Here is a 19,875-nt window from a genome sequence, read left to right on the forward strand (position 1 = left end):
GGTCCGGGGCCCCGCTCGTCCGACGAACGACGCTACCGCGGAGTTCCGTGGTGTCGCTCACGCAGGGCCGCCGGGTGGATCGTGCCTGGACAGAACGATCGGGCCGGGGCGCCGGGCGCGGTAGCCTGGGGCACTCGACCCGGATCCTCGAGCCCAGGTGGTCCGTCGACCCGCACCGAGGCATCGTGCCTGCGTGCGGCGACCCGGACGGAGGACCACGTGACCAGGACGGTCGACGAGCCGGAGCTGCTGGCGCCCGGCGAGGCGGTGGATCTCGACAACTGCGCGCGCGAGCCCATCCACGTCCCCGGCATGATCCAGCCGCGCGGCGTCCTGCTCGTCGTCCGCGAGGCGGACGGCGTGCTGCTCCAGGCGTCGGCCAACGTCGAGCGGCACCTGGGGAGGTCCGCCGAGGCGCTCGTGGGCCGCCCGCTCGCCGACGCGCTGGGCGCGGGCCCGGCGCGCCGCGTGCTCGACCACGCCACGAACGTCGGCGACCTCGCGACGCGCAACCCCGTGACGCTGGAGCTCGACCGCTGGGACGGGGCGTCCCTCGCCGTGGACGCCGTGCTCCACCGCCCCCCGCTGCCCCCGGACGGGCCGGAGACCGAGCCGGTGCTCGTCGTCGAGCTCGAGACCGCGGCGGGCGCGCGCCCCCTGACGTTCCCCAACACGTACCTGTCCGTGCGGCACGCGCTGCGCGACCTCGAGCGCGCCGCGACCCTCGACGAGCTGTACGACGACGCGGCCCGGCACGTGCGCGCGCTCACCGGGTTCGACCGCGTGATGATCTACCGCTTCGACGACGCGTACAACGGCGAGGTGGTCGCCGAGGCGCGCCGTGCGGACCTCAACGCGTTCCTGGGCCTGCACTACCCGGCGTCGGACATCCCGCCGCAGGCCCGCGCGCTGTACGAGAAGAACTGGATCCGCCTCATCGCGGACGTCGACTACGAGCCGCAGCCGATCGTGCCGACGCTGCTGCCGACGACGGGCGCGCCCCTCGACCTCACGTACTCCACGCTGCGCAGTGTCTCGCCGATCCACCTGGAGTACCTGCGCAACATGGGCGTGCGCGCGTCGATGTCGATCTCGCTGCTGCGCGAGGGGAAGCTGTGGGGGCTCATCGCGTGCCACCACTACGCCGGCCCGCACGAGCCGCCGTACGAGGTGCGCACGGCCGCGGAGTTCCTCGGGTCGGCGCTGTCCGTCCGGCTCGTCGCGCAGGCCGAGGACGAGCGCGAGGCCGAGGTGCGGCGCGCGGAGGGCGTCCTCGCCCACCTCGCCGCCGACAGCCGCGACGAGAGCGTCCCGATCGGTACCGCGCTCACCCGCTCGGGGTGGCTGCGGCGCCTCGTCCGGGCCGACGGCGCGGTCGTCGTCGCGGAGGGCGGTCTCATCAAGGTCGGCAACGCCCCCGACGAGGACGGGTGCCGCGCGCTCGTGGCGTGGGTGCTGGGCCACGGCGAGGACCTGGTCGCGACCGAGGCGCTGGGTCGCGACGCGCCCGAGGTGGCGGCGCTCGTTCCCGACGTCGCCGGGGTGCTGGGCATCGTGCTCCCCGAGGGCCAGGTCGTCGTGTGGGTGCGCGACGAGGTGCTGCGGCACGTCGACTGGGGCGGGGACCCGTACAACAAGGCGATCGCGAGGCGCGAGGGCGACGCGGTCCGGCTGAGCCCGCGCAAGTCGTTCCAGCGCTGGCGTGAGGTCGTGCGCGGCCAGAGCGTGCCGTGGACGTCGGACCAGACGGACGTCGCGACGTCGCTGCGCGGCCACCTCGTGGAGGCCCTCTACCTGCGCGGGCGCAAGGCCGTGCGGGCGACGGAGGAGCTCCAGCGCAGCCTCCTGCCGGCGCTCCTGCCCGACGTCCCGGGCTGGACCCTCCAGTCCCGCTACGAGTCCGCCGGCACCGGCCTGGTCGGCGGCGACTGGTACGACGCCCTCGTGCTCCCCTCGGGCCGGCTCGCGCTCGTGGTCGGCGACGTCACGGGGCACGGGCTCCAGGCGGCCGCGACGATGGGCCAGCTCGGCACGACGCTGCGCGCGGCGCTCGTGAGCACGGGATCGGCGGTCGAGGCGGTGGCGCGGCTGGCCGAGGTCGCCCGCTGGACGCTGCCGGGCGAGGTCGCGACGCTCGCGGTCGCGCTGCTGGACACGGTGAGCGGCGTCGTCGAGCACGTGTCGGTGGGCCACCCGCCCCTGCTCGTCGTCGGCCCCGACGGCAGCACGGCCTGGACCGAGAGCGCGAGCGTGCCGCCCCTCGGGCTCGTCGACCGGGTCCCGCCCGCCCAGCGTGTGCAGGTACCGCGCGGGGGTGCGCTCGTGCTCTACAGCGACGGTCTGATCGAGCGGCGGGGAGAGTCGATCCGGGACGGCCTGGACAGGCTCGCGGCGGTCTTCTCGACGGGCCCGGACGTGGACGTCGACGGGATCGTCTCCGCGGCGCGCGACCCGCGCTCCGCCGACGACGCGACGCTGCTCCTGGTGCGTCGCGACGCCTGAGGCGGCCGCTCCGGTAGACGCTCAGCCGACGGGGAGGAGCGCGCTGCGCACCGAGGCCCCGGCACGGAAGACCGGGACGTCGAACCGCGCCCACACGTGCTTCTCACCCGTGCCGGTCCGGCACCAGCCGACGGCCGTCGACGCCCGCTGCGCGAGCACGAGGCCGAACCCGCCCGCGCCCGGTGAGCGCCGTCCGGCGACCACCGGCGCGTCCGGCGAGTGGTCGACGACGTCGACCACGAGCTCGCGACCGTCGCTGAGCAGCCGGACGCGCGTGGGCGGCAGGCCGTGGCGCAGGGCGTTGGTGGCGAGCTCGCTCGCGACGAGGACGACACGTTCGGGCGTCGCCTCGAGCGCGCGGTCGGGCGGGAGCGGACTGCCGGTGAGCAGGCGGTGCAGACCCTCGCGCAGCGTCGCGAGGTCGCCCAGGCCCCGCAGCGGCCAGGAGCCGATCTCGACGAAGCCGACGGGGAGCGCGGCGTGCTCGACGCTCACGCGCCGTCCTCGTCGGTCGGGTCGTCCGCGAGCTCGAAGAGGTCGACGACCCCGCTGAGCTCCAGCAGGTCGCGGACGCGGCGCGGGACGCGTTCCAGCACGGGGGCTCCCGAGCCCGCGGTCGCGGCGTGGTACAGCAGCCGCAGGCCGCCCGAGTCCATGAAGGTCACCTCGCCGAGGTCGACGTGGATGCGCTCGTTCGCGGACTGTGCGATCCGCAGCAGCTCGTCCTCGCGCCGGGCCTGGACCGCGGCGTCGATCTCGCCCCGCATCGTCCAGCGCGTACCGCCGCTCGTCGTCAGGACGTCGCCGCTCGTCGTCGGGGTCACCGTGGTGCGCTCCTCCTCGTCCCGACACCGTGCCGGGCACCCGGGACACGGTACGCGGACCTGCCGACGCTCGCTCTGCGATCCGGCGCGTGGCGCGGATCTGTCCGGACCCAAACCCGGGTCTCGGTCCGCCAGACACCGACGGGCCCGGACGACGTCGCGGACGACGTCGGCCGGGCCCGTGGTGGGACCGGACGGCTCAGCAGGTGCGCGCGTCGAACGCGACCTCGACGGGATCGAACCCGTCCACCGTCACGACGGCCGTCCCGGCGGGGACGGACGCCGCGCGCGACGCGAACGACTGGTACGCGCTCGCGCCCGGGGCGACGCCGGTGAACGTCCGCGAGCCGTACGGCGTCGCGAGCGTCACGTCGAGCGGCGCGTCGCCGTCGTTCGTGGCGCGGACCGCGACGTAGACCTTGCCGGCCAGGCACCGCGTCTCGGCGACGGCCGTCACCGGCGCCGCGCCGGCGTCGGCCGTCCAGCGCAGCTCGTACGCCTGCTCCGTCCCGTCCTCGGCGGTGACGCGCACCGTCGTCGTCCCCGGCACGGCGTCGGCGGCCTCGACCGCGACGGTCGCGTACGGGTCGTGCGCGACCGCCTCGACGGCGGGCACCGTGCCCGTGACGGGCACGTCGTACGCCGTCACCGCGGGGTCGAACCCGGCGAGAGGCTCGCCGGCCACGGTGATGCCCGACGCCGTGGCGTCGGTCCCCGTGCCCGGCACCTTGGCGAGGACCTCGATCTCGGAGACGACCAGGTGGGTGTTCGCCCGTGCCGTGAGGACGACGCGCACGGACGACGTCCGCACGTCGGCGGGGACCTCGACCGCAGGCGCGGGGCCGTCGGGCGAGGCATCCACCGTGACGGGAGCACCGACGTCGGTCCACGTGCCGCCCACGAGGGCCTGGAGCCGGACGGACTGCGCCCAGCTCGCGCTGGACCCGTCCTTCCAGAACCGCGTCACGACACCCGTGACGTCCCGGTCGGCCGGGAGCGTGACGGTGAGCGTGTCGGACGACCGCTTGGTGCCGGACACCCAGTTCGACCAGGCCTTGTCCGTGAGGTTGCCGTTGACGACGCCCCCGACGGCGTAGCCCGGCTCGGTGAACGTCGCGCTCGCCGTCGTGCCCGCGGCGAGCGCGCCGTTGGCGGACGCGGCCTCGGTCACCTGGACGCGCACGGTGGCCGGGAGCGTGGCACCCGCCCCGGCGTCGGCCGTGCCCGTGAGCGAGACGACCCCGACGGCGTCGTACGCGCCCGCGGGGGCGTCGTCCCAGACCACGGGACGCTGCACCTCGGCGCCGCCGGCCGCGACCGCCGTGACGGTCGTCGGGAGGGCGGGCGACCCGCCCGCGTACGCCTTGGCGCGCGCCGGGAGGGTCGACGTGAGCTCGTCGACGACGACGGTCGCCGTCGCGGCGACCTCGCCTCCGGTCGGGGTCGCCACCGTGCCCGCGACCTCGACGGTGCCCGCCGCGGCCCACGCATCGTCGCCCGGGAGCTCCCAGGTCACGGGGAGCGCTCCGCGCGCCCCGTCGCGGTAGACGGGCGTGACGGTCGCGGGGAGCTCGGGCGTGGTGCCCGGCGTCGTGAACGCCTCGACCGGCTCGGTTCCCAGGACCGTCTCGTCGACGATCCGCCAGCGCTGGTTCACGCCGGAGTTCGCGAGGTACGTGCCCACGGGGGACCCGTCGGCCGTCGCCTGCCCGCCGACCTCGAGGAGGGTCTTCGAGGACACGTTGACGAGCGTGAAGGTGCCGTCGCCGGTCGTCGAGAGGATCCACTGCGCGGCGAGCGGGGTGTCCGCGACGTCGGCCGGGGCGTCCTGGAGGACGGCGGACGTGTCGGCCGCGACGGCGAGCTGGCGGCCCGTCGCCGCGTTCGTCACGGCGTAGCGCGTGCGGTGCGTGCCGGAGCCCTCGGGGGCGCCGAGCGCCGTGAGCTCCCACGCCTGCTCCGCGACCGGCGCGTCGGTGCGGATCACGACGCCCGTGCCCGACGCCGACGGCGCGAGCGAGCGGTCCGCCTGGACGCCGTCGAGACGGTACGCGTGACCGTCCTGGACGAGCGCGGCGTCGTCCGCGACACCCGACACGCCGTCGACGACGAACGTCGTCACGGACTCGGCCGGCACGACGAGCGTCGCGCTCGGACCGTTCTCGCCCGTCGTGACGGCCACCGGCTCGCCCTCGACGAGATAGCCGGCCGTGCTCGTGACCACGGGGGTGACGGTCGCATCGGACCCGACCGCACCGAACTTCGACAGGTCGAGCGTCACGGCGCGCTCGGCCTTCGTGGCATTCACGTGCACGACCGTCGCGGACGTGCCGTCGGCCGACACCGCGGCCGTGCTGCTGGCGTCGTCCGAGCGGATCAGCGAGTCTCCCGGCTCGATGTAGTGCGTGAAGTTCTGGGTCGCCCAGTACTTCGTGTTCGTGTAGATCGGGCACGTCTCGAGCGTGTCCTCGGCCGTGCAGTCGAACGGGATCTGGATCTCGCCCCAGTTCATGCCGTTCGCGCTCTCGCCGCCGGGCGCCATGTTGGCGTAGTCCTCGACCGGCTGCCAGAACACCCACGCGCTCGGCTCGAGCTCGCGCAGGTCGTCGACGATGTGCTGAGCGCTGCCCAGGCCGGACTCCATGGTCTCGAAGTCCTGGCCGGTCGAGCTCCAGTTGCCGCCGACCTCGCTCATCCACAGCGGCTTGTCCTCGCCCTTGGCGATGTCGCGGACCGTCGTGCGCTGGCCCGTGCCGTACGTGTGGACGTTGAGCTGCGACACCTGGTCGCGGACGGACTGCGGGTACGCGTTCCAGTTCGTCGCGAACGTGCCGGGGTTCGTCTCGTCCATCGCCGAGATCACGGCGTCGGTCGAGGAGCCCTCGAGCGCCGCGGCGAGGGCCGGGACGACCTTCGCCTGGAGCCCCGGACCCATGTGGGCGCCCTCCTGGCGGCCCCCGGCCGGGTTGCCGTCGCCGCCGAGCTGGGTGCCCCAGTAGTTGGTGTTGGGCTCGTTGAACGGGTCGATCGTGTCGACCTCGATGCCGTGCGCGTCCTCGAGGCGCTCGGTCACGCCGACCATGTAGGCCGCGAAGTCGTCGATGCTCTCCGTCTTGAGCTGGTCCGCGGTCGAGCTGAATCCGCCGGACACGTACCCGCTCACGGTCATGAACCAGGGCGGGGAGTTGCTGAACGTCTCCCAGTGCGTGACGTCGTCCTTGATGCGGTCGACCCACCAGCGCTGCGTCGCGTCCGCGTCCTCGTCCCAGTGGTCCGGGTTCTCCGGGTCCCACCAGTCGACGTCGGTGCGCGTCGTGCCCTCGGGCGCCTTCCACCAGCCGTCGACGGCCCCGCCGGCGCGCAGGTAGTCCGGCACGTCGGGCGCGTTGCCGCCCCCCACGTTGTAGCGCGCGATGTTGAGGTTGAGGCCCTCGTCGCCGAACACCATGTCCGCGAGCCGGTCGCGGATCTCGTCGGGGTAGCCGCCCGTGGCGTTGGCGAACCACACGAGGCTCGTGCCCCAGCCCTCGAACGGCGCGCCCGCGTACGACGGGTCGGGCGTCACGGTGACGCCCGCGACGTCGGCCGCGGCCGCCGTCGTGCCCGCCGCGGAGACCGCGCCGAGGGGCGAGGCCTGCGCGGGCAGGGCCGCGAGCGCGCAGCCCGCGACGAGCGCCCCGGCGCCGAGGCCCGCCACGACGCGGGCCCCCGTCCGGCGGGCGGCCGGGCCGCCCGGGCTCGTGCGGCGAGGACCGGGTGGTCCACCCCGCGTGGTCGTGTCGGTGTCGGTCGGGCTCATCCCTGAGCCACCTCCTTCGCGTCGCTGCGAACCGGCGGGGTGCACCGGGTGCGGGTCGTTCCCGCGGGGTCTGTTCTGCCGAGGTAGAGGCCCGGTTTCGGCTACCAGGCCTCTACCTCGTGGTACCGGGGCTCTACCTCGGCGAGGTCGGCTCGGCCGGGCGGCGGACGACGGCGACGCCGCGCGGCTCGAGCAGGAGCGCGCCGTCCGCCGTGCCGGACGGCGCGAGGCGACGGCCGGCGAGGACCTCGCCCGCGACGTCGGGCACCTCGACCGGGCGGGCGGTGCGGTTGACGAGGAACCAGAAGTCGTCGGTGCCGTCCGTGCGCACGGCGAGCTCGACGTCGCCGCGCACGGCGGCGGGCAGCTCGCTGCGCACGCCCGCGTCGTCGAGCAGGCGGGAGAGCACCGGGACGAGGCCGAGGCGGCCGAACCGCGTGGAGACGTACGCTGCGGAGCCGGCGCTCTCGCCCGTCCGGACCGTGCGGCGCGTCACCGCGGCGCGCCCGGACTGCTCGCCGGTCTTGTACCAGCCCAGCACCTCGACGTCCGGGTCGACGACGTCGACCGGCTCGGTCCACAGCGTCCCCTCGAGCTGCTCGCCCGCGAGCTCGACCGTCGCGCTCTCGCCGTCCAGCAGCGGGGCGAACTCCTCGACGCGGATCCCGAGCAGGTCGCGGAGCGCGCCCGGGTAGCCGCCGAGCCACGCGTGGTCGTCCTGGTCGACGACGCCCGAGAAGTACGTCGTCACGAGGTGGCCGCCGCCCTCGACGAACGCCGTGAGACGGTCGCGCAGCTCCGCGGGGACGACGTGCAGGACGGGCGCCACGACGACGTCGTACCCCGCGAGGTCCGTCGCCGTCGGCACGACGTCGGTACGCACGCCGAGCGCGAGGAACGCCGAGTACCAGTCGAGCGCCTCCTGCCGGTAGCGCAGCCGGTCGGTGGGGTGGGAGTCGAGCTCGCTCGTCCACCACGAGTCCCAGTCGAAGACGATCGCGGCGCGCGCGGGCTTCTGCTCGCTGCCCGCGACGGGCGCGAGGTCGCGCAGCGTCGCGCCGAGCGCGACGACGTCGCGGAAGAGCCGCGAGCGCTCGCCCGCGTGCGGGAGCATGCCCGAGTGGTACTTCTCCGCACCCGCCGCGGACTGGCGCCACTGGAAGTAGCAGACCGCGTCGGCGCCGTGCGCGACGTGCGTGAGCGAGTCGCGCGCGAGCTCTCCCGGCTTCTTCGCGACGTTGACGGGCTGCCAGTTCACCGCGCTCGTCGAGTGCTCCATGAGGAACCACGGCTTGTGCCGGGCGATGCCGCCCGTGAGGTTCGCGGAGAACGACAGCTCGTCCAGGGCCTGCGGCCCGGGGAGCACGTAGTGGTCGTTGGAGACGAAGTCGAGCTCGTCCGCCCAGGCCGCGTAGTCCATGCCCTTCGTCTCGCCCATGACCATGAAGTTCGTCGTCACGGGGACGTCCGGCGTGAGGCGGCGCAGGATCTCGGCCTCTGCGCGCAGGTACTGCCGCAGCGCGTCGGAGGAGAAGCGCTTGAAGTCGAGCTGCTGCGTCGGGTTCGGGTGCGACGCGGCCAGTCGCGGCGGCAGGATCTGCTCCCACGCGCTGTACCGCTGCGACCAGAACGCGGTGCCCCACGCGTCGTTCAGCGCGTCGAGGGTCGTGTAGCGCTCGCGCAGCCACGCGCGGAAGGCCGCGGCCGCGTCGTCGGAGAAGTCGTCGACGTTGTGGCAGCCCAGCTCGTTGGAGACGTGCCAGGCGACGAGCGCCGGGTGGTCCCCGTACCGCTCGGCCATGCGCTCCACGAGGTGCAGCGCGTGCGACCGGAAGATCGGCGACGTCGGGCGCCACTGCTGGCGCGCGCCGGGCCACAGCGTCTCGCCCGTGCGGGTCTGCGGCAGGATCTCCGGGTGCTTCGTCGTGAGCCACGGCGGCGGCGACGCCGTCGCCGTCGCGAGGTCGACGGTGATGCCGTTCGCGTGGAGCAGGTCCATGATCTCGTCGAGCCACGCGAAGTCCCACGTGTGCTCCGTCGGCTGGATCCGCGCCCACGAGAAGATCGCGAGCGAGACCACCGTCACGCCCGCCTCGCGCATGAGGCGCACGTCCTCGTCCCAGACCTCGCGCGGCCACTGGTCCGGGTTGTAGTCCGCGCCGTAGGACAGACCGGACGGCGCGTAGGCGTCGGCCGTGGCGGCGGGTGACGCCGTCGTGCCCGGCGGCGTGTGCGGCCCGGGACGGCGCAGCCAGCGGAACGGGGTGGGGGTGGACATGCAGGCTCCTCAGGTGCTCGCAGAGCGGTGGGCGGCAGGCGGGCCGCCGGTGGGGGCCGCGTGGTCGTGCCGGGGGTGCACGACCACGCGGCGGCTTGTGCAGGGTCCGCCGGGCGCCCCGGCAGGCGCCCGGCGGGGATCAGGTCACTCGTTGACGGTGAAGCCCTGCTCGGTGCCGTACTTCGCGGACGCGTCCTGCCAGGCCTTCAGGCCGTCGGCGAGGGTCGTGCTCGACACGTACGCCTGGCCGACCGTGTCGTTGAAGATCGAGTTCGCGTAGACCTGGAAGGGCAGGTACGACCAGCCCTCGACGACGTCGGAGGCCGACTGCGCGAGGACCTCGTTGATCTTCTGGCCGCCGAAGTACTCGGACTCGTAGCCCTGGAACTCGTCCGACCCGAGCTCGGCCGTCGTGGCCGGGAACGCGCCGCCGTCGACGCGCGCCTGCACGCCGTCGCCCGCGTTCGCGTACTCGAGGAAGCCGTAGGCGAGCGCCTGCTGCGAGCTCGCGGCGGTCACGGACAGGGCGGAGCCGCCGTTCTCCGAGCTGGCCGACGCACCCTCCTCCCACTGCGGGAGCGGGGCGACGCGCCACTTGCCGGCGCCGTCGGGCACACCGGACTCGAGGTTCGCGGGCATCCACGCGCCGATCGCGAGCGTCGCGATCGTGCCGTTGCCGAGGCCCTGGTACCACTCGTCGCTCCACGAGCTGACCGGCGCGAGCAGGTCCTCGTCGATGAGCGTCTGCCAGGTCTCGGCGAACTGCGTGCTGCCCTCGTCCGCGAGGTCGATGGTCACGTCCGTGCCGTCGACCTGGAACGGCTGGCCGCCGGCCTGCCAGATGAGCGATGTCGTGAAGCCCGCGTCACCGGTGTCGTTGGTGATGTAGACGTTCGGGTCCGCGGCGTGCAGCGCGCGGGCCGCCTCGACGAAGCCGTCCCACGTCGTCGGCACCTCGATGCCGTGCTGCGTGAAGACCTCCTCGTTGTAGAAGAGGGCCATGGGGCCGGAGTCCATGGGGAGGCCGAAGATGCCCTCGCCCTGCTGGACGGCGTTCCACGGTCCCGGCGTGAACGTGCCGTCGAGCTCGTCCGCGCCGAGCGAGGAGAGGTCGGCCAGCGCGTCGGAGAGCGCGAACTGGGGGAGCGCGTAGTACTCGACCTGCGCGACGTCGGGCACGCCCTTGCCGGCCGCGATCGCGTTCTGGAGCGCCGTGTACTGGTCGTTGCCGGTGCCGGCGTTGACGAGCTCGACGTCGACGTTCGGGTACTTCGCCTCGAAGTCGGTGACGACCTGCTCGAGCGTGGGCTCCCAGGCCCACACCGTGAGGCTGCCGCCCTCCTCGAGAGCCGCTGCGACGTCGTCGGCCGAGCCGGCGTCCGCGCCGGAGTCGTTGCCGCCGCCGGAGCTGCAGGCGGCCAGGGCGAGCGCGACGACGCCGGTGGCGGCGACGGCACGCAGGGCGCGGGTGGTGCGGATGGACATGAGGGTTCCTCTCACTTCGTCGTCAGACGGATCGGGCGGGGTGGGTGTCGGGGGTGGTGCAGGGCGTGGAGACGGCGTGGGTGCGCGTCACTCCTTGACGGACCCGGCCGCGAGGCCGGACTGCCAGTAGCGCTGGAGGAGCAGGAAGGCCGCGACGAGCGGGAGGATCGTCAGCAGCGAGCCGGTGATCACGAGGTCGAAGATCGCCTCGCCGCCGGCGGTCGCGGCCTGCGCGTTCCACGCGTTGAGGCCGAGCGTCAGGGGGTACCAGTCGGGGTCCTTGAGCATGATCAGCGGCAGGAAGTAGTTGTTCCAGGTCGCGACCATGGTGAAGAGCAGGACCGTGACGATCCCGGGCGCGAGCAGCGGCAGGGAGACCTGGAAGAACGTGCGGCCCTCGCTCGACCCGTCCACGCGCGCCGCCTCGAGCAGCTCCGTCGGGATCGACTCCGCGGCGAACACCCACATGAGGTAGAGGCCGAACGGCGAGATGAGCGACGGGATGATGACGGCCCACGGGGTGTTGGTGAGGCCCATCTGGCTGAACATGAGGAACGTCGGGACGGCGAGCGCGGTGCCCGGGACGGCGACCGCGCCGATGACGGTCGCGAACACGCCGCGCTTGCCCGGGAAGTCGAACTTGGCGAGCGCGTACCCGCCGAGCACGGCGAGGAAGGTCGCGCCGCCCGCGCCGAGCACGACGTACAGCAGCGTGTTGGCGAACCAGCGGCCGAAGATGCCGTCGTCGTAGGTGAGCGTGCGCGCGATGTTGTCGAAGAGCGCGAAGTCGCCGCTGAACCACAGGCCGAACGAGCTGAACAGGCTCGACTGCGTCTTGGACGCGTTGACGACGAGCCAGAAGAGCGGCACGAGCGCGTAGAGCAGGACGATCCCGGTGAGGACGGTCATCAGGACGCTGCGGCGCGGGCGGGCCACGCTGTGCGGGGCGCGCGAGCGCAGGCGGACGGGCTTGCGCGTCGTGGTGCCCGTCGTCGTGCGGGAGCCGGCGGGGACCGCCGGGGTCGAGGGGGTCGTGGCGGTCATCGTCAGGCCTCCTTGCGCATGCCGCGCAGCTGGACGACGTAGGCCACGATCATCGTGAGGACGCCCATGATGATGGCGACGGTCGCCGAGTAGTTGTACTGCTGGCCGGAGAAGGACAGCGAGTACGCGTACAGGTTCGGGGTGAAGTACGTCGTGATCGCGTTCGGGGCCAGGCTCTGCAGGATGCTCGGCTCGTTGAAGAGCTGGAACGATCCGATGATCGAGAAGATCGTGGCGATGACCAGCGAGCCGCGGATCGCGGGGATCTTGATGGCCCGCACGACCTGCCACTGGGACGCGCCGTCGAGCTCGGCCGCCTCGTAGAGCGACGTGGGCACGACGCGCAGCGCCGAGTAGAAGATGAGCATGTTGTAGCCCACGAACTCCCAGGTGACGATGTTGCCGATCGACAGCAGCACCCAGTCGGGGGAGAGCGGGTTGGGGATCGCCGTGCCGAGCGCGTCGTTGATGTTGGCGACGAGGCCGAAGCGCGTCCCGTACATGAACCCCCACATGAGCGTCGCGACGACGGCCGGGACGGCGTAGGGGAGGAAGATCGAGATCCGGAAGAAGTTGCGGCCGTAGAGCCGGCCCGAGTCGATCGCCAGGGCGACGAGCAGGGCGATGCCCAGCATGATCGGCACCTGGACCACGAGGAACAGCCCGACGCGCGACACGCCCGACCAGAACTGCGGGTCGGAGAACGCTCGCGCGTAGTTCTCGAACCCGACGAACTGGGTGCCGCCGACCATCTGGGTGCGGAACAGGCTGAGGTAGATCGAGTAGGCGATCGGCGCGAGGAACACGAGCGCGAAGACCGCCATGAACGGCCCCACGAAGCCCCAGCCGGTCCACGAGCGCCGTCGGCGCCGTGCCGGGAGGGACGAAGGAGCGCCGACCGGTGGCCGGTGCCCTGCCACGGGTGGGGACGTCGTCGTCATGCTGGGGGTCCTCGTCATCGGGGGACGGCGACGTCGGTCGTCGCCGGTGTTTGCGTAAACATGAGCATGGCACGAGGTTCGGTGTTTACGCAAACATCGCCTACGCTGGTCCGTGACCGGCCACGATGTCGGTCCGGCCCAGGTACTGTGCCGACACCACGAGGACGAGGACGCCATGACCGACGGGCTCGACGACGAGACCCCCGCCCTGACGCGCACCGGGGGAGCTGCCGTCCGCACGGCACGGCGCGTCTCGATGGCCGACGTCGCACGCGTCGCCGGGGTCTCCGCGCAGACCGTCTCCCGCGTCTCCAACGGGCACCCGGGTGTCGTCGAGGCGACGCGGTCGCGCGTGCTCGAGGCCATGACCGAGCTCGGCTACCGCCCCAACAGCGCCGCCCGCGCCCTCAAGAGCGGGTCCTTCCGCACCATCGGCGTGATCCTCTTCTCGCTCGCGACCACGGGCAACGTCCGCACGCTCGAGGCCATCGCGACGTCCGCCGCCGCCGAGGGCTACGCCATCACCGTCATCCCCGTGGCCGCGCCCACGCAGGACGGCGTGCACGGTGCGTTCACGCGTCTCGGGGAGCTCGCCGTCGACGCGATCATCCTGCTCATGGAGGTCCACCTCCTCGACGTCGCGCGGGTCAGCCTCCCGCCCGGCGTCCAGGTCGTCGTCGCGGACTCCGACGCCGGCGAGAGCTACGCGGTCGTGGACACCGACCAGGCCGACGGCACGCGCCAGGCCGTGCAGCACCTGCTCGACCTCGGCCACGAGACGGTGCACCACCTCGCCGGACCGGCGCTCTCGTTCGCGGCCGAGCGTCGCACCTCCGCCTGGCGCGCCACGCTCGAGGAGGCCGGCCGCGAGGTGCCGCCCATCGAGCGGGGCGACTGGTCGCCGTCGTCCGGGTACGAGGCCGGGCTGCGTCTCGCGCAGCGCGACGACGTGACCGCCGTGTTCGTCGCGAACGACCAGATGGCCCTCGGGCTCGTGCGCGCCCTCCACGACGCGGGCCGGCGCGTGCCGCAGGACGTGAGCGTCGTCGGGTTCGACGACCTGCCCGAGTCGAGCGAGTTCCTGCCCCCGCTCACGACGGTCCACCAGGACTTCGCCGAGGTCGGGCGCCGGCTCGTCGAGCAGGTGCTCCGCCAGGTCCGCGAGGGCGTCCACGAGGCCGGCACCCGCCTGGTCCCCACCCGCCTCGTCGAGCGCGCGAGCACCGCCCCGCCCCCGCGATAGACCCGCTCCGGGGCGCCGAGCACGGGGTTGTCGCCCGGTCTCGGAGGTTCACGGGCCGTCGCCGCATGCTCGGAGGGGGTGTCAGTCCTCGGCGACCCAGGCGCTCGGGTCCTCGACGACGCCGCGCAGGACCTCGCGCGCGCCGCCGGTGAGGGCCGCGTGGTCGCCGACGGGGGCCGGGAGCAGCACGACGTCGGTCCACGGCGCCGCCAGGACGCGCGCGCGCAGCTCGGCCTCGGCCGTGGCGCGCAGGTACGGCAGCAGCGCGGGGTAGATGCCGCCGAGCAGCACCGTGTCGATGTCGACGAGGTTCACGTAGTCGGCGAGCGCGCTGCCGAGCGCGGTCCCGGCCCGCTCGACGACGGCGAGCGCTGCGGGCTCCGCGGCGTCGAGCGCGGCGACGAGCGTCTCGGTGGGGGCGTCGACCGGCAGGCCCGCCCCGCGCAGGAGCGCGTCCTTGCCCGCGTACTGCTCGAGGCAGCCGGTCGCGCCGCAGCGGCAGCGCGGGCCGCGCGGGTCCACGACGACGTGCCCGACCTCGCCGGTCCAGCCGTGGCGGCCGTGGAAGAGCCGCCGGTCGACGACGATCGCGGACCCGATGCCGACGTCGCCCGACACGTAGAGGTACGTGGAGGGAGCGGGCTCGGTCGCGCCGTCGGGCACGACGCCGCGGCTCGCCTGGGCGAGCGCGGCGAGCTTGGCCTCGTTGCCGATCTCGACGGGGAGGTCCGGGCCGAGGCCGAGGAGGGCTGCGGGGTCGAGGTGGGACCAGCCGAGGTTGGGCGCGACCTCGAGCCGCCCGGCACGCGTGTCGACGAGGCCGGGCAGGGCGAGGCGTGCGCCGGCGACGGTCATGCCGTCGGCGCGGACGGTCGCGAGGAGGTCGCGCGCGATGCGCCCGAGCCGGGCGAGCACCTCGGCGGGGTCGCTGTCGTGCAGGTCGTCGGGGTCGACGTGCTCGGCGACGACGGCGCCGGTGAGGTCGAGCACGCGGCCGCCGAGGTAGTCGACGTTCACCTCGAGGCCGAGCCCGACGAGCGAGCGCGGCGCGGGTGCGAGGGGGACCGCGGGCCGACCGGCGCGCTGCGGGGTCGCCGGGGGGAGCTCGGCGACGATGGCCGCGGCGACGAGCCGGTCCACCAGGGTCGACACGGTCGCGCGCGTGAGGCCGCTCGCGGCGGCGATGTCGGCGCGCGAGCAGGGCTGGGCGGACTCGAAGACCGCGCGGGCGACGAGGGCGAGGTTGTGCTCGCGCAGCGTGGCCTGCCGGGCTGCTGGGGGACCCGTGCGGGTCGCGACGCTGCGGTTCACGGTCTTGACCTTACCGACCCGGGCGGATAAGTTCATCCGTAAGACAAAAATAGGCCGTCGGCGCGAGGACCGCGCCACGGCCCTCTCGACGAGGAGACCACCGTGGCCGACGAGACCACCCGACACGACACAGACATCAACTTCTCCTTCGGTCTGTGGACCGTGGGCTGGACCGCGCAGGACCAGTTCGGCAGTGCGAGCCGTCCCGCGCTCGACCCGGCCGAGTCCGTGCGCCGCCTGGCCGACCTCGGTGCGTGGGGCTTCACGTTCCACGACGACGACGTCGTGCCGTTCGGTGCCGACGACGCCGAGCGCACCAAGCGCCTCGACTCCGTGCGCCAGGCGGCGCAGGACACGGGCCTGGTCATCGAGATGGTGACGACCAACCTGTTCAGCCACCCCGTCTTCAAGGACGGCGGCCTCACGTCGAACGACCGCGGCGTGCGCCGCTACGCGCTGCGCAAGGTGCTGCGCAACGTCGACCTGACGGCCGAGCTGGGCGCCAAGACGTTCGTCATGTGGGGTGGCCGCGAGGGCACCGAGTACGACGGCGCCAAGGACCTGCACTCCGCGCACGAGCGCTACGCCGAGGGCCTCGACCTCACCGCGGCGTACATCAAGGAGAAGGGCTACGACCTCAAGATCGCGCTCGAGCCCAAGCCGAACGAGCCCCGCGGCGACATCTTCCTGCCGACGATCGGCCACGCGCTCGGCCTCATCGCGAAGCTCGACAACGGCGACATCGTGGGCCTCAACCCGGAGACGGGCCACGAGCAGATGGCGGGCCTCAACTACACGCACGGCCTCGCGCAGGCGCTGTGGGCGGGCAAGCTCTTCCACATCGACCTCAACGGCCAGCGCTCGATCAAGTTCGACCAGGACCTCGTGTTCGGCCACGGCGACCTGCTGTCGGCGTTCTTCACGGTCGACCTGCTCGAGAACGGCTTCCCGAACGGCGGCCCCACGTACACGGGCCCGCGCCACTTCGACTACAAGCCGTCGCGCACCGAGAACGAGGTCGGCGTGTGGGACTCCGCGCGCGCCAACATGGAGACCTACCGCCTGCTCGCGCGCAAGGCCGCGGCGTACCGCGCCGACAGCCGCGTCCAGGAGGCGTTCGCGCACTCGGGCGTGTTCGAGCTCGGCCAGTCGACGCTGGGCGAGGGCGAGTCCGTGGCGGACCTGCTCGCGGACCGCAGCGCGTACGAGGACTTCGACGTCGACGCCGCGGCGAACCGCGACTTCGGCTTCGTGCGCCTCAACCAGCTCGCGCTCGAGCACCTGATCGGCTGAGGTGACGACCGACGCCCGGACGTCCGACGCCGGCGGCGAGCGCACGCTCGTCGCCGGCGTCGACACGTCCACGCAGTCCTGCAAGGTCGTCCTGCGCGACGCCGCGACGGGCGCGCTCGTGCGCACGGGATCGGCCAAGCACCCCGACGGCACGGAGGTCCACCCCGACGCGTGGTGGGACGCGTTCCGCGAGGCCGCGTCTGCGGTGGGCGGGCTGGACGACGTCGCGGCGCTCGCCGTCGGCGGTCAGCAGCACGGCCTCGTCGCGCTCGACGCCGAGGGGAACGTCGTGCGCGATGCGCTCCTGTGGAACGACACACGCTCGGCCCCGGCCGCGCGCGACCTGATCCGTGAGCTCGGCGAGGCCCGCCTCCCCGAGGGCGTCCCCGACGCCCGCGACCGCGTCGAGTCCGCGACCGAGGCGGGCGCCCAGGCGTGGGCGGACGCGATCGGGTCCGTGCCGGTCGCCTCGCTCACGGTGACCAAGCTGCGCTGGCTGCGCGACGCGGAGCCGGAGAACGCGGCGCGCGTCGCCGCCGTCGCGCTGCCGCACGACTGGCTCACGTGGCGCATCGCGGGGTACGGCCCGGCGGGCGACGAGTCCGCGCCGCTCGGCCCGGACCTCGACGCGCTCGTCACCGACGCGTCCGACGCGTCCGGCACCGGCTACTACGACGCGACGCGCGGCGACGGGCCCGACGGCCGGGGCGCGTACCGTCTCGACCTGCTCGAGCTCGCGTTCGGCCGGACGGATGTCGTGCTGCCGCGCGTCGTCGCACCCTCGGCCGTGGCGGGCGTCGCGCACGCCTCGGTCGCCGGTGCAGCGGTCGAGGGCGGCACGCTGCTCGGTCCGGGCGCGGGCGACAACGCCGGAGCGGCCCTCGGCCTCGGCATGGTCGCGGGCGACGTCGCGGTGTCGATCGGGACGTCGGGCGTCGTGTCCGCCGTGACCGACGACCGCACCGCCGACGGGTCGGGCCTCGTCAACGGGTTCTCCGACGCGACGGGCCGGTACCTGCTGCTCGCGGTGACGCTCAACGCGAGCCGCGTGCTCGACGCGGCGCGCGCGGTGCTCGGCGTCGACCACGCGGGGCTGTCGCGGCTCGCGCTCCAGGCGCCGCCCGGCGCGGACGGGCTCGTGCTCGTGCCGTACCTGGAGGGCGAGCGCATGCCCAACCGCCCCGACGCGTCGGGCACGCTGCACGGCATCCGGCTCGGCACGTCGACGCCGGAGCACCTGGCGCGCGCGTACGTCGAGGGCATGCTGTGCGGGCTCGCGGACGGGCTCGACGCGCTGCGCGCGCTCGGCGTGCGGGTCGAGCGCGTGCAGCTCATCGGGGGCGGTGCGCAGTCCGAGGCGGTCCGGCGCATCGCGCCGCAGGTCCTCGGCCTGCCCGTCACGGTCCCTGAGCCCGGCGAGTACGTGGCCGACGGCGCGGCGCGCCAGGCGGCCTGGGTCCTCGCCGCGCACGCGGCAGGCGGCACCGGGAGGGACGTCGCCCCGCCCACCTGGGCGTCGTCGTCGGCCACGGTGGTCGAGGCCGACCCGGTCCCGGCCATCCGCGAGCAGTACGCGGCGGTCCGCGACCTCGTCTGACCCAGAACCCACCCCGCCCCGCTGAGTGCATGAAATAGTCGCGCCCGAAGGTCTCGGACGCGACTATTTCATGCACTCAGCGGGGGCGGGGGAGGGTGGTCAGAGGACGCGGACGACGGGGCCCGTCACGCCGGCCTTGCGGCCCACCGCGGCGGCGCCGGTGACGCCCCAGACCGGCCCGGCGATCTCCACCGACGCGACCGACGTCGTCGAGACCGAACGGTTGAGGTTCATCCCGTAGGCGGAGCCGTAGACCTCGAGCAGCACCCAGTCGCACGTGCCCGCGCTGACGGTGAAGACGTTCCCGGTCCGGGTCACGTCGAACGTGCAGGGTCCGCCGTCGTACGGCGCGGCGGCCGCGGACGGTGCCACGGCGACGGCCGCGGCGACGAGGGCGGAGACGACCAGGGCGCGCTGGCGTGTGGTTCGCATGGAGCTCCTTCGCTCGGGGTGGTGGGCCTGCCCGGCCCGGCCCCAGTCCACCCCGTCGCGCCGCACCCCGGCATCCGGGAAAACCCGGCTCGTGACCCGTACCCGGTACGCGGTCTCCCTCACGCGCCCCCGGCGAAGCCCGTCTGCCGCCACGCCTCGTAGACGGCGATCGACGCCGCGTTGGTGAGGTTGAGCGACCGGCGCCCGGGCAGCATGGGGATCTTGAGCTGGTCCGTGATCCGTCGGTGGGCGAGCACGTCGTCGGGCAGGCCCGTCGGCTCGGGGCCGAACAGCAGGACGTCGTCGGGCCGGTAGGTCACGTCGGTGAACGTCGTCGTCGCGCGCGTCGTGAACGCGAACACCCGGCCGGGCAGGGTCGCGAGCGCGGCGTCCAGGTCCGCGTGCACCTCGACGGCCGCGAGGTCGTGGTAGTCGAGTCCCGCGCGGCGCAGCTTGGGCTCGTCCAGGTCGAACCCGAGCGGCTCGACGAGGTGCAGGCGCGCCCCGGTCACCGCGGCGAGGCGGATCGCGTTGCCCGTGTTGCCGGGGATGCGCGGCTCGTAGAACACCACGTGGGGCAGGGTCGACGGCGGTCGGGCGGCCGGGTCGGCGACGTGCGGTCGCCAGTCGGTGCCGGGGTCGGGGGTCTCGCTCACCCCCCGATTCTCGCAGCGTCGGGAGAGGGGTAGCGTCGGACGGGTCGACGACGACCGACCGAGGAGGGGCCGTGCCCGAGACCGTCCAGCGCGAGACCGTGACGGCCTGGGTCGCGGCGTACGAGGAGGCGTGGCGCACGAGCGACGTGGGCGCCGTCGAGCGGCTGTTCACCCCGGACGCGACGTACCTGCGCTCGCCCTACGACGACGAGCCGCTGCGCGGTCACGAGGCGATCCGCGGGTTCTGGACCGCGGACGAGGGCGCGACCTTCACCGTGACCGCGGAGCCCGTGGCGGTCGAGGGCCCGGATGCCGTCGTGCGCCTCGAGGTCCGCTACCTCGCACCCGAGGAGCAGGAGTACCGCGACCTGTGGGTGCTCCGGTTCGCCCCGGACGGGCGCGTCGAGCGCTTCGAGGAGTGGCCGTACTGGCCCGGCAGGTCGTACACGGCGTCCGACGGGTCGTAGCGA

15 protein-coding genes are annotated in these 19,875 nt (G+C 73.8%); 5 read left to right on the top strand and 10 right to left on the bottom strand.

Translation table 11 applies throughout. The features are described from left to right. The first annotated feature begins 219 nt into the window (after positions 1–219). A complete protein-coding gene (locus ACN9MS_RS04450; protein ID WP_426310903.1) occupies positions 220–2,502 on the top strand; it encodes a SpoIIE family protein phosphatase in 2,283 nt (760 codons plus the stop codon). A gap of 21 nt (positions 2,503–2,523) precedes the next feature. Here the strand turns inward: ACN9MS_RS04450 and ACN9MS_RS04455 are convergent, their stop codons facing one another. The 7 genes from ACN9MS_RS04455 to ACN9MS_RS04485 all read right to left on the bottom strand — a co-directional run bounded on the left by ACN9MS_RS04455 (position 2,524) and on the right by ACN9MS_RS04485 (position 12,873). Then, the gene (locus ACN9MS_RS04455; protein ID WP_426310904.1) at positions 2,524–2,997 is read right to left on the bottom strand and encodes an ATP-binding protein; all 474 of its coding nucleotides are present in this window, start codon (positions 2,995–2,997) and stop codon (positions 2,524–2,526) included. Beyond that, positions 2,994–3,326 carry an STAS domain-containing protein gene (locus tag ACN9MS_RS04460; RefSeq protein ID WP_426310905.1) on the bottom strand — a complete coding sequence of 111 codons (333 nt, stop codon included), beginning with the start codon at positions 3,324–3,326 and terminating at the stop codon, positions 2,994–2,996. The genes ACN9MS_RS04455 and ACN9MS_RS04460 overlap by 4 nt, the downstream gene beginning before the upstream one ends. A gap of 199 nt (positions 3,327–3,525) precedes the next feature. Next, positions 3,526–7,125: an Ig-like domain-containing protein gene (locus ACN9MS_RS04465; RefSeq protein ID WP_426310906.1), complete on the bottom strand. Its 3,600-nt coding sequence runs from the start codon at positions 7,123–7,125 to the stop codon at positions 3,526–3,528. 133 nt (positions 7,126–7,258) lie between these two features. Further along, entirely contained in the window at positions 7,259–9,403 is a 2,145-nt protein-coding gene (locus ACN9MS_RS04470; RefSeq protein WP_426310907.1) for a beta-galactosidase, read from the bottom strand. Positions 9,404–9,547: 144 nt separating this feature from the next. Beyond that, a complete protein-coding gene (locus ACN9MS_RS04475) occupies positions 9,548–10,888 on the bottom strand; it encodes an ABC transporter substrate-binding protein (protein WP_426310908.1) in 1,341 nt (446 codons plus the stop codon). Positions 10,889–10,975: 87 nt separating this feature from the next. Next, a complete protein-coding gene (locus ACN9MS_RS04480) occupies positions 10,976–11,932 on the bottom strand; it encodes a carbohydrate ABC transporter permease (RefSeq protein WP_378230628.1) in 957 nt (318 codons plus the stop codon). A 2-nt stretch (positions 11,933–11,934) separates the two neighbouring features. Next, on the bottom strand, positions 11,935–12,873 hold the full coding sequence (locus ACN9MS_RS04485) for a carbohydrate ABC transporter permease (protein ID WP_064315143.1): 939 nt from the start codon (positions 12,871–12,873) through the stop codon (positions 11,935–11,937). A 175-nt stretch (positions 12,874–13,048) separates the two neighbouring features. On the opposite strand from ACN9MS_RS04485, the gene ACN9MS_RS04490 reads away from it, so the two are divergent. Beyond that, a complete protein-coding gene (locus ACN9MS_RS04490) occupies positions 13,049–14,116 on the top strand; it encodes a LacI family DNA-binding transcriptional regulator (protein WP_426310909.1) in 1,068 nt (355 codons plus the stop codon). 81 nt (positions 14,117–14,197) lie between these two features. Here ACN9MS_RS04490 and ACN9MS_RS04495 read toward each other — a convergent pair whose 3' ends face one another. Beyond that, complete coding sequence (locus ACN9MS_RS04495) at positions 14,198–15,427, bottom strand: ROK family transcriptional regulator (protein ID WP_426310910.1); 1,230 nt, start codon at positions 15,425–15,427, stop codon at positions 14,198–14,200. A 102-nt stretch (positions 15,428–15,529) separates the two neighbouring features. On the opposite strand from ACN9MS_RS04495, the gene xylA reads away from it, so the two are divergent. Both xylA and ACN9MS_RS04505 read left to right on the top strand, forming a co-directional pair. Then, complete coding sequence (gene xylA / locus ACN9MS_RS04500; protein ID WP_426310911.1) at positions 15,530–16,720, top strand: xylose isomerase; 1,191 nt, start codon at positions 15,530–15,532, stop codon at positions 16,718–16,720. 1 nt (position 16,721) lies between these two features. Continuing rightward, the gene (locus tag ACN9MS_RS04505; RefSeq protein WP_426310912.1) at positions 16,722–18,317 is read left to right on the top strand and encodes a xylulokinase; all 1,596 of its coding nucleotides are present in this window, start codon (positions 16,722–16,724) and stop codon (positions 18,315–18,317) included. Between the two features lie 99 nt (positions 18,318–18,416). Here the strand turns inward: ACN9MS_RS04505 and ACN9MS_RS04510 are convergent, their stop codons facing one another. Both ACN9MS_RS04510 and ACN9MS_RS04515 read right to left on the bottom strand, forming a co-directional pair. Continuing rightward, complete coding sequence (locus tag ACN9MS_RS04510) at positions 18,417–18,749, bottom strand: hypothetical protein (protein WP_378230619.1); 333 nt, start codon at positions 18,747–18,749, stop codon at positions 18,417–18,419. Between the two features lie 119 nt (positions 18,750–18,868). Further along, positions 18,869–19,330, bottom strand: coding sequence for a tRNA (cytidine(34)-2'-O)-methyltransferase (locus ACN9MS_RS04515; RefSeq protein WP_426311823.1), 462 nt, complete (start codon positions 19,328–19,330; stop codon positions 18,869–18,871). A gap of 146 nt (positions 19,331–19,476) precedes the next feature. Here ACN9MS_RS04515 and ACN9MS_RS04520 point away from each other — a divergent pair, with 146 nt between their 5' ends. Then, complete coding sequence (locus ACN9MS_RS04520) at positions 19,477–19,872, top strand: YybH family protein (protein WP_426310913.1); 396 nt, start codon at positions 19,477–19,479, stop codon at positions 19,870–19,872. Positions 19,873–19,875 lie beyond the last annotated feature (3 nt).

This window comes from Cellulosimicrobium sp. E-16 (genome assembly GCF_049913115.1).
In the GTDB taxonomy this organism is placed as follows: Bacteria; Actinomycetota; Actinomycetes; order Actinomycetales; family Cellulomonadaceae; genus Cellulosimicrobium.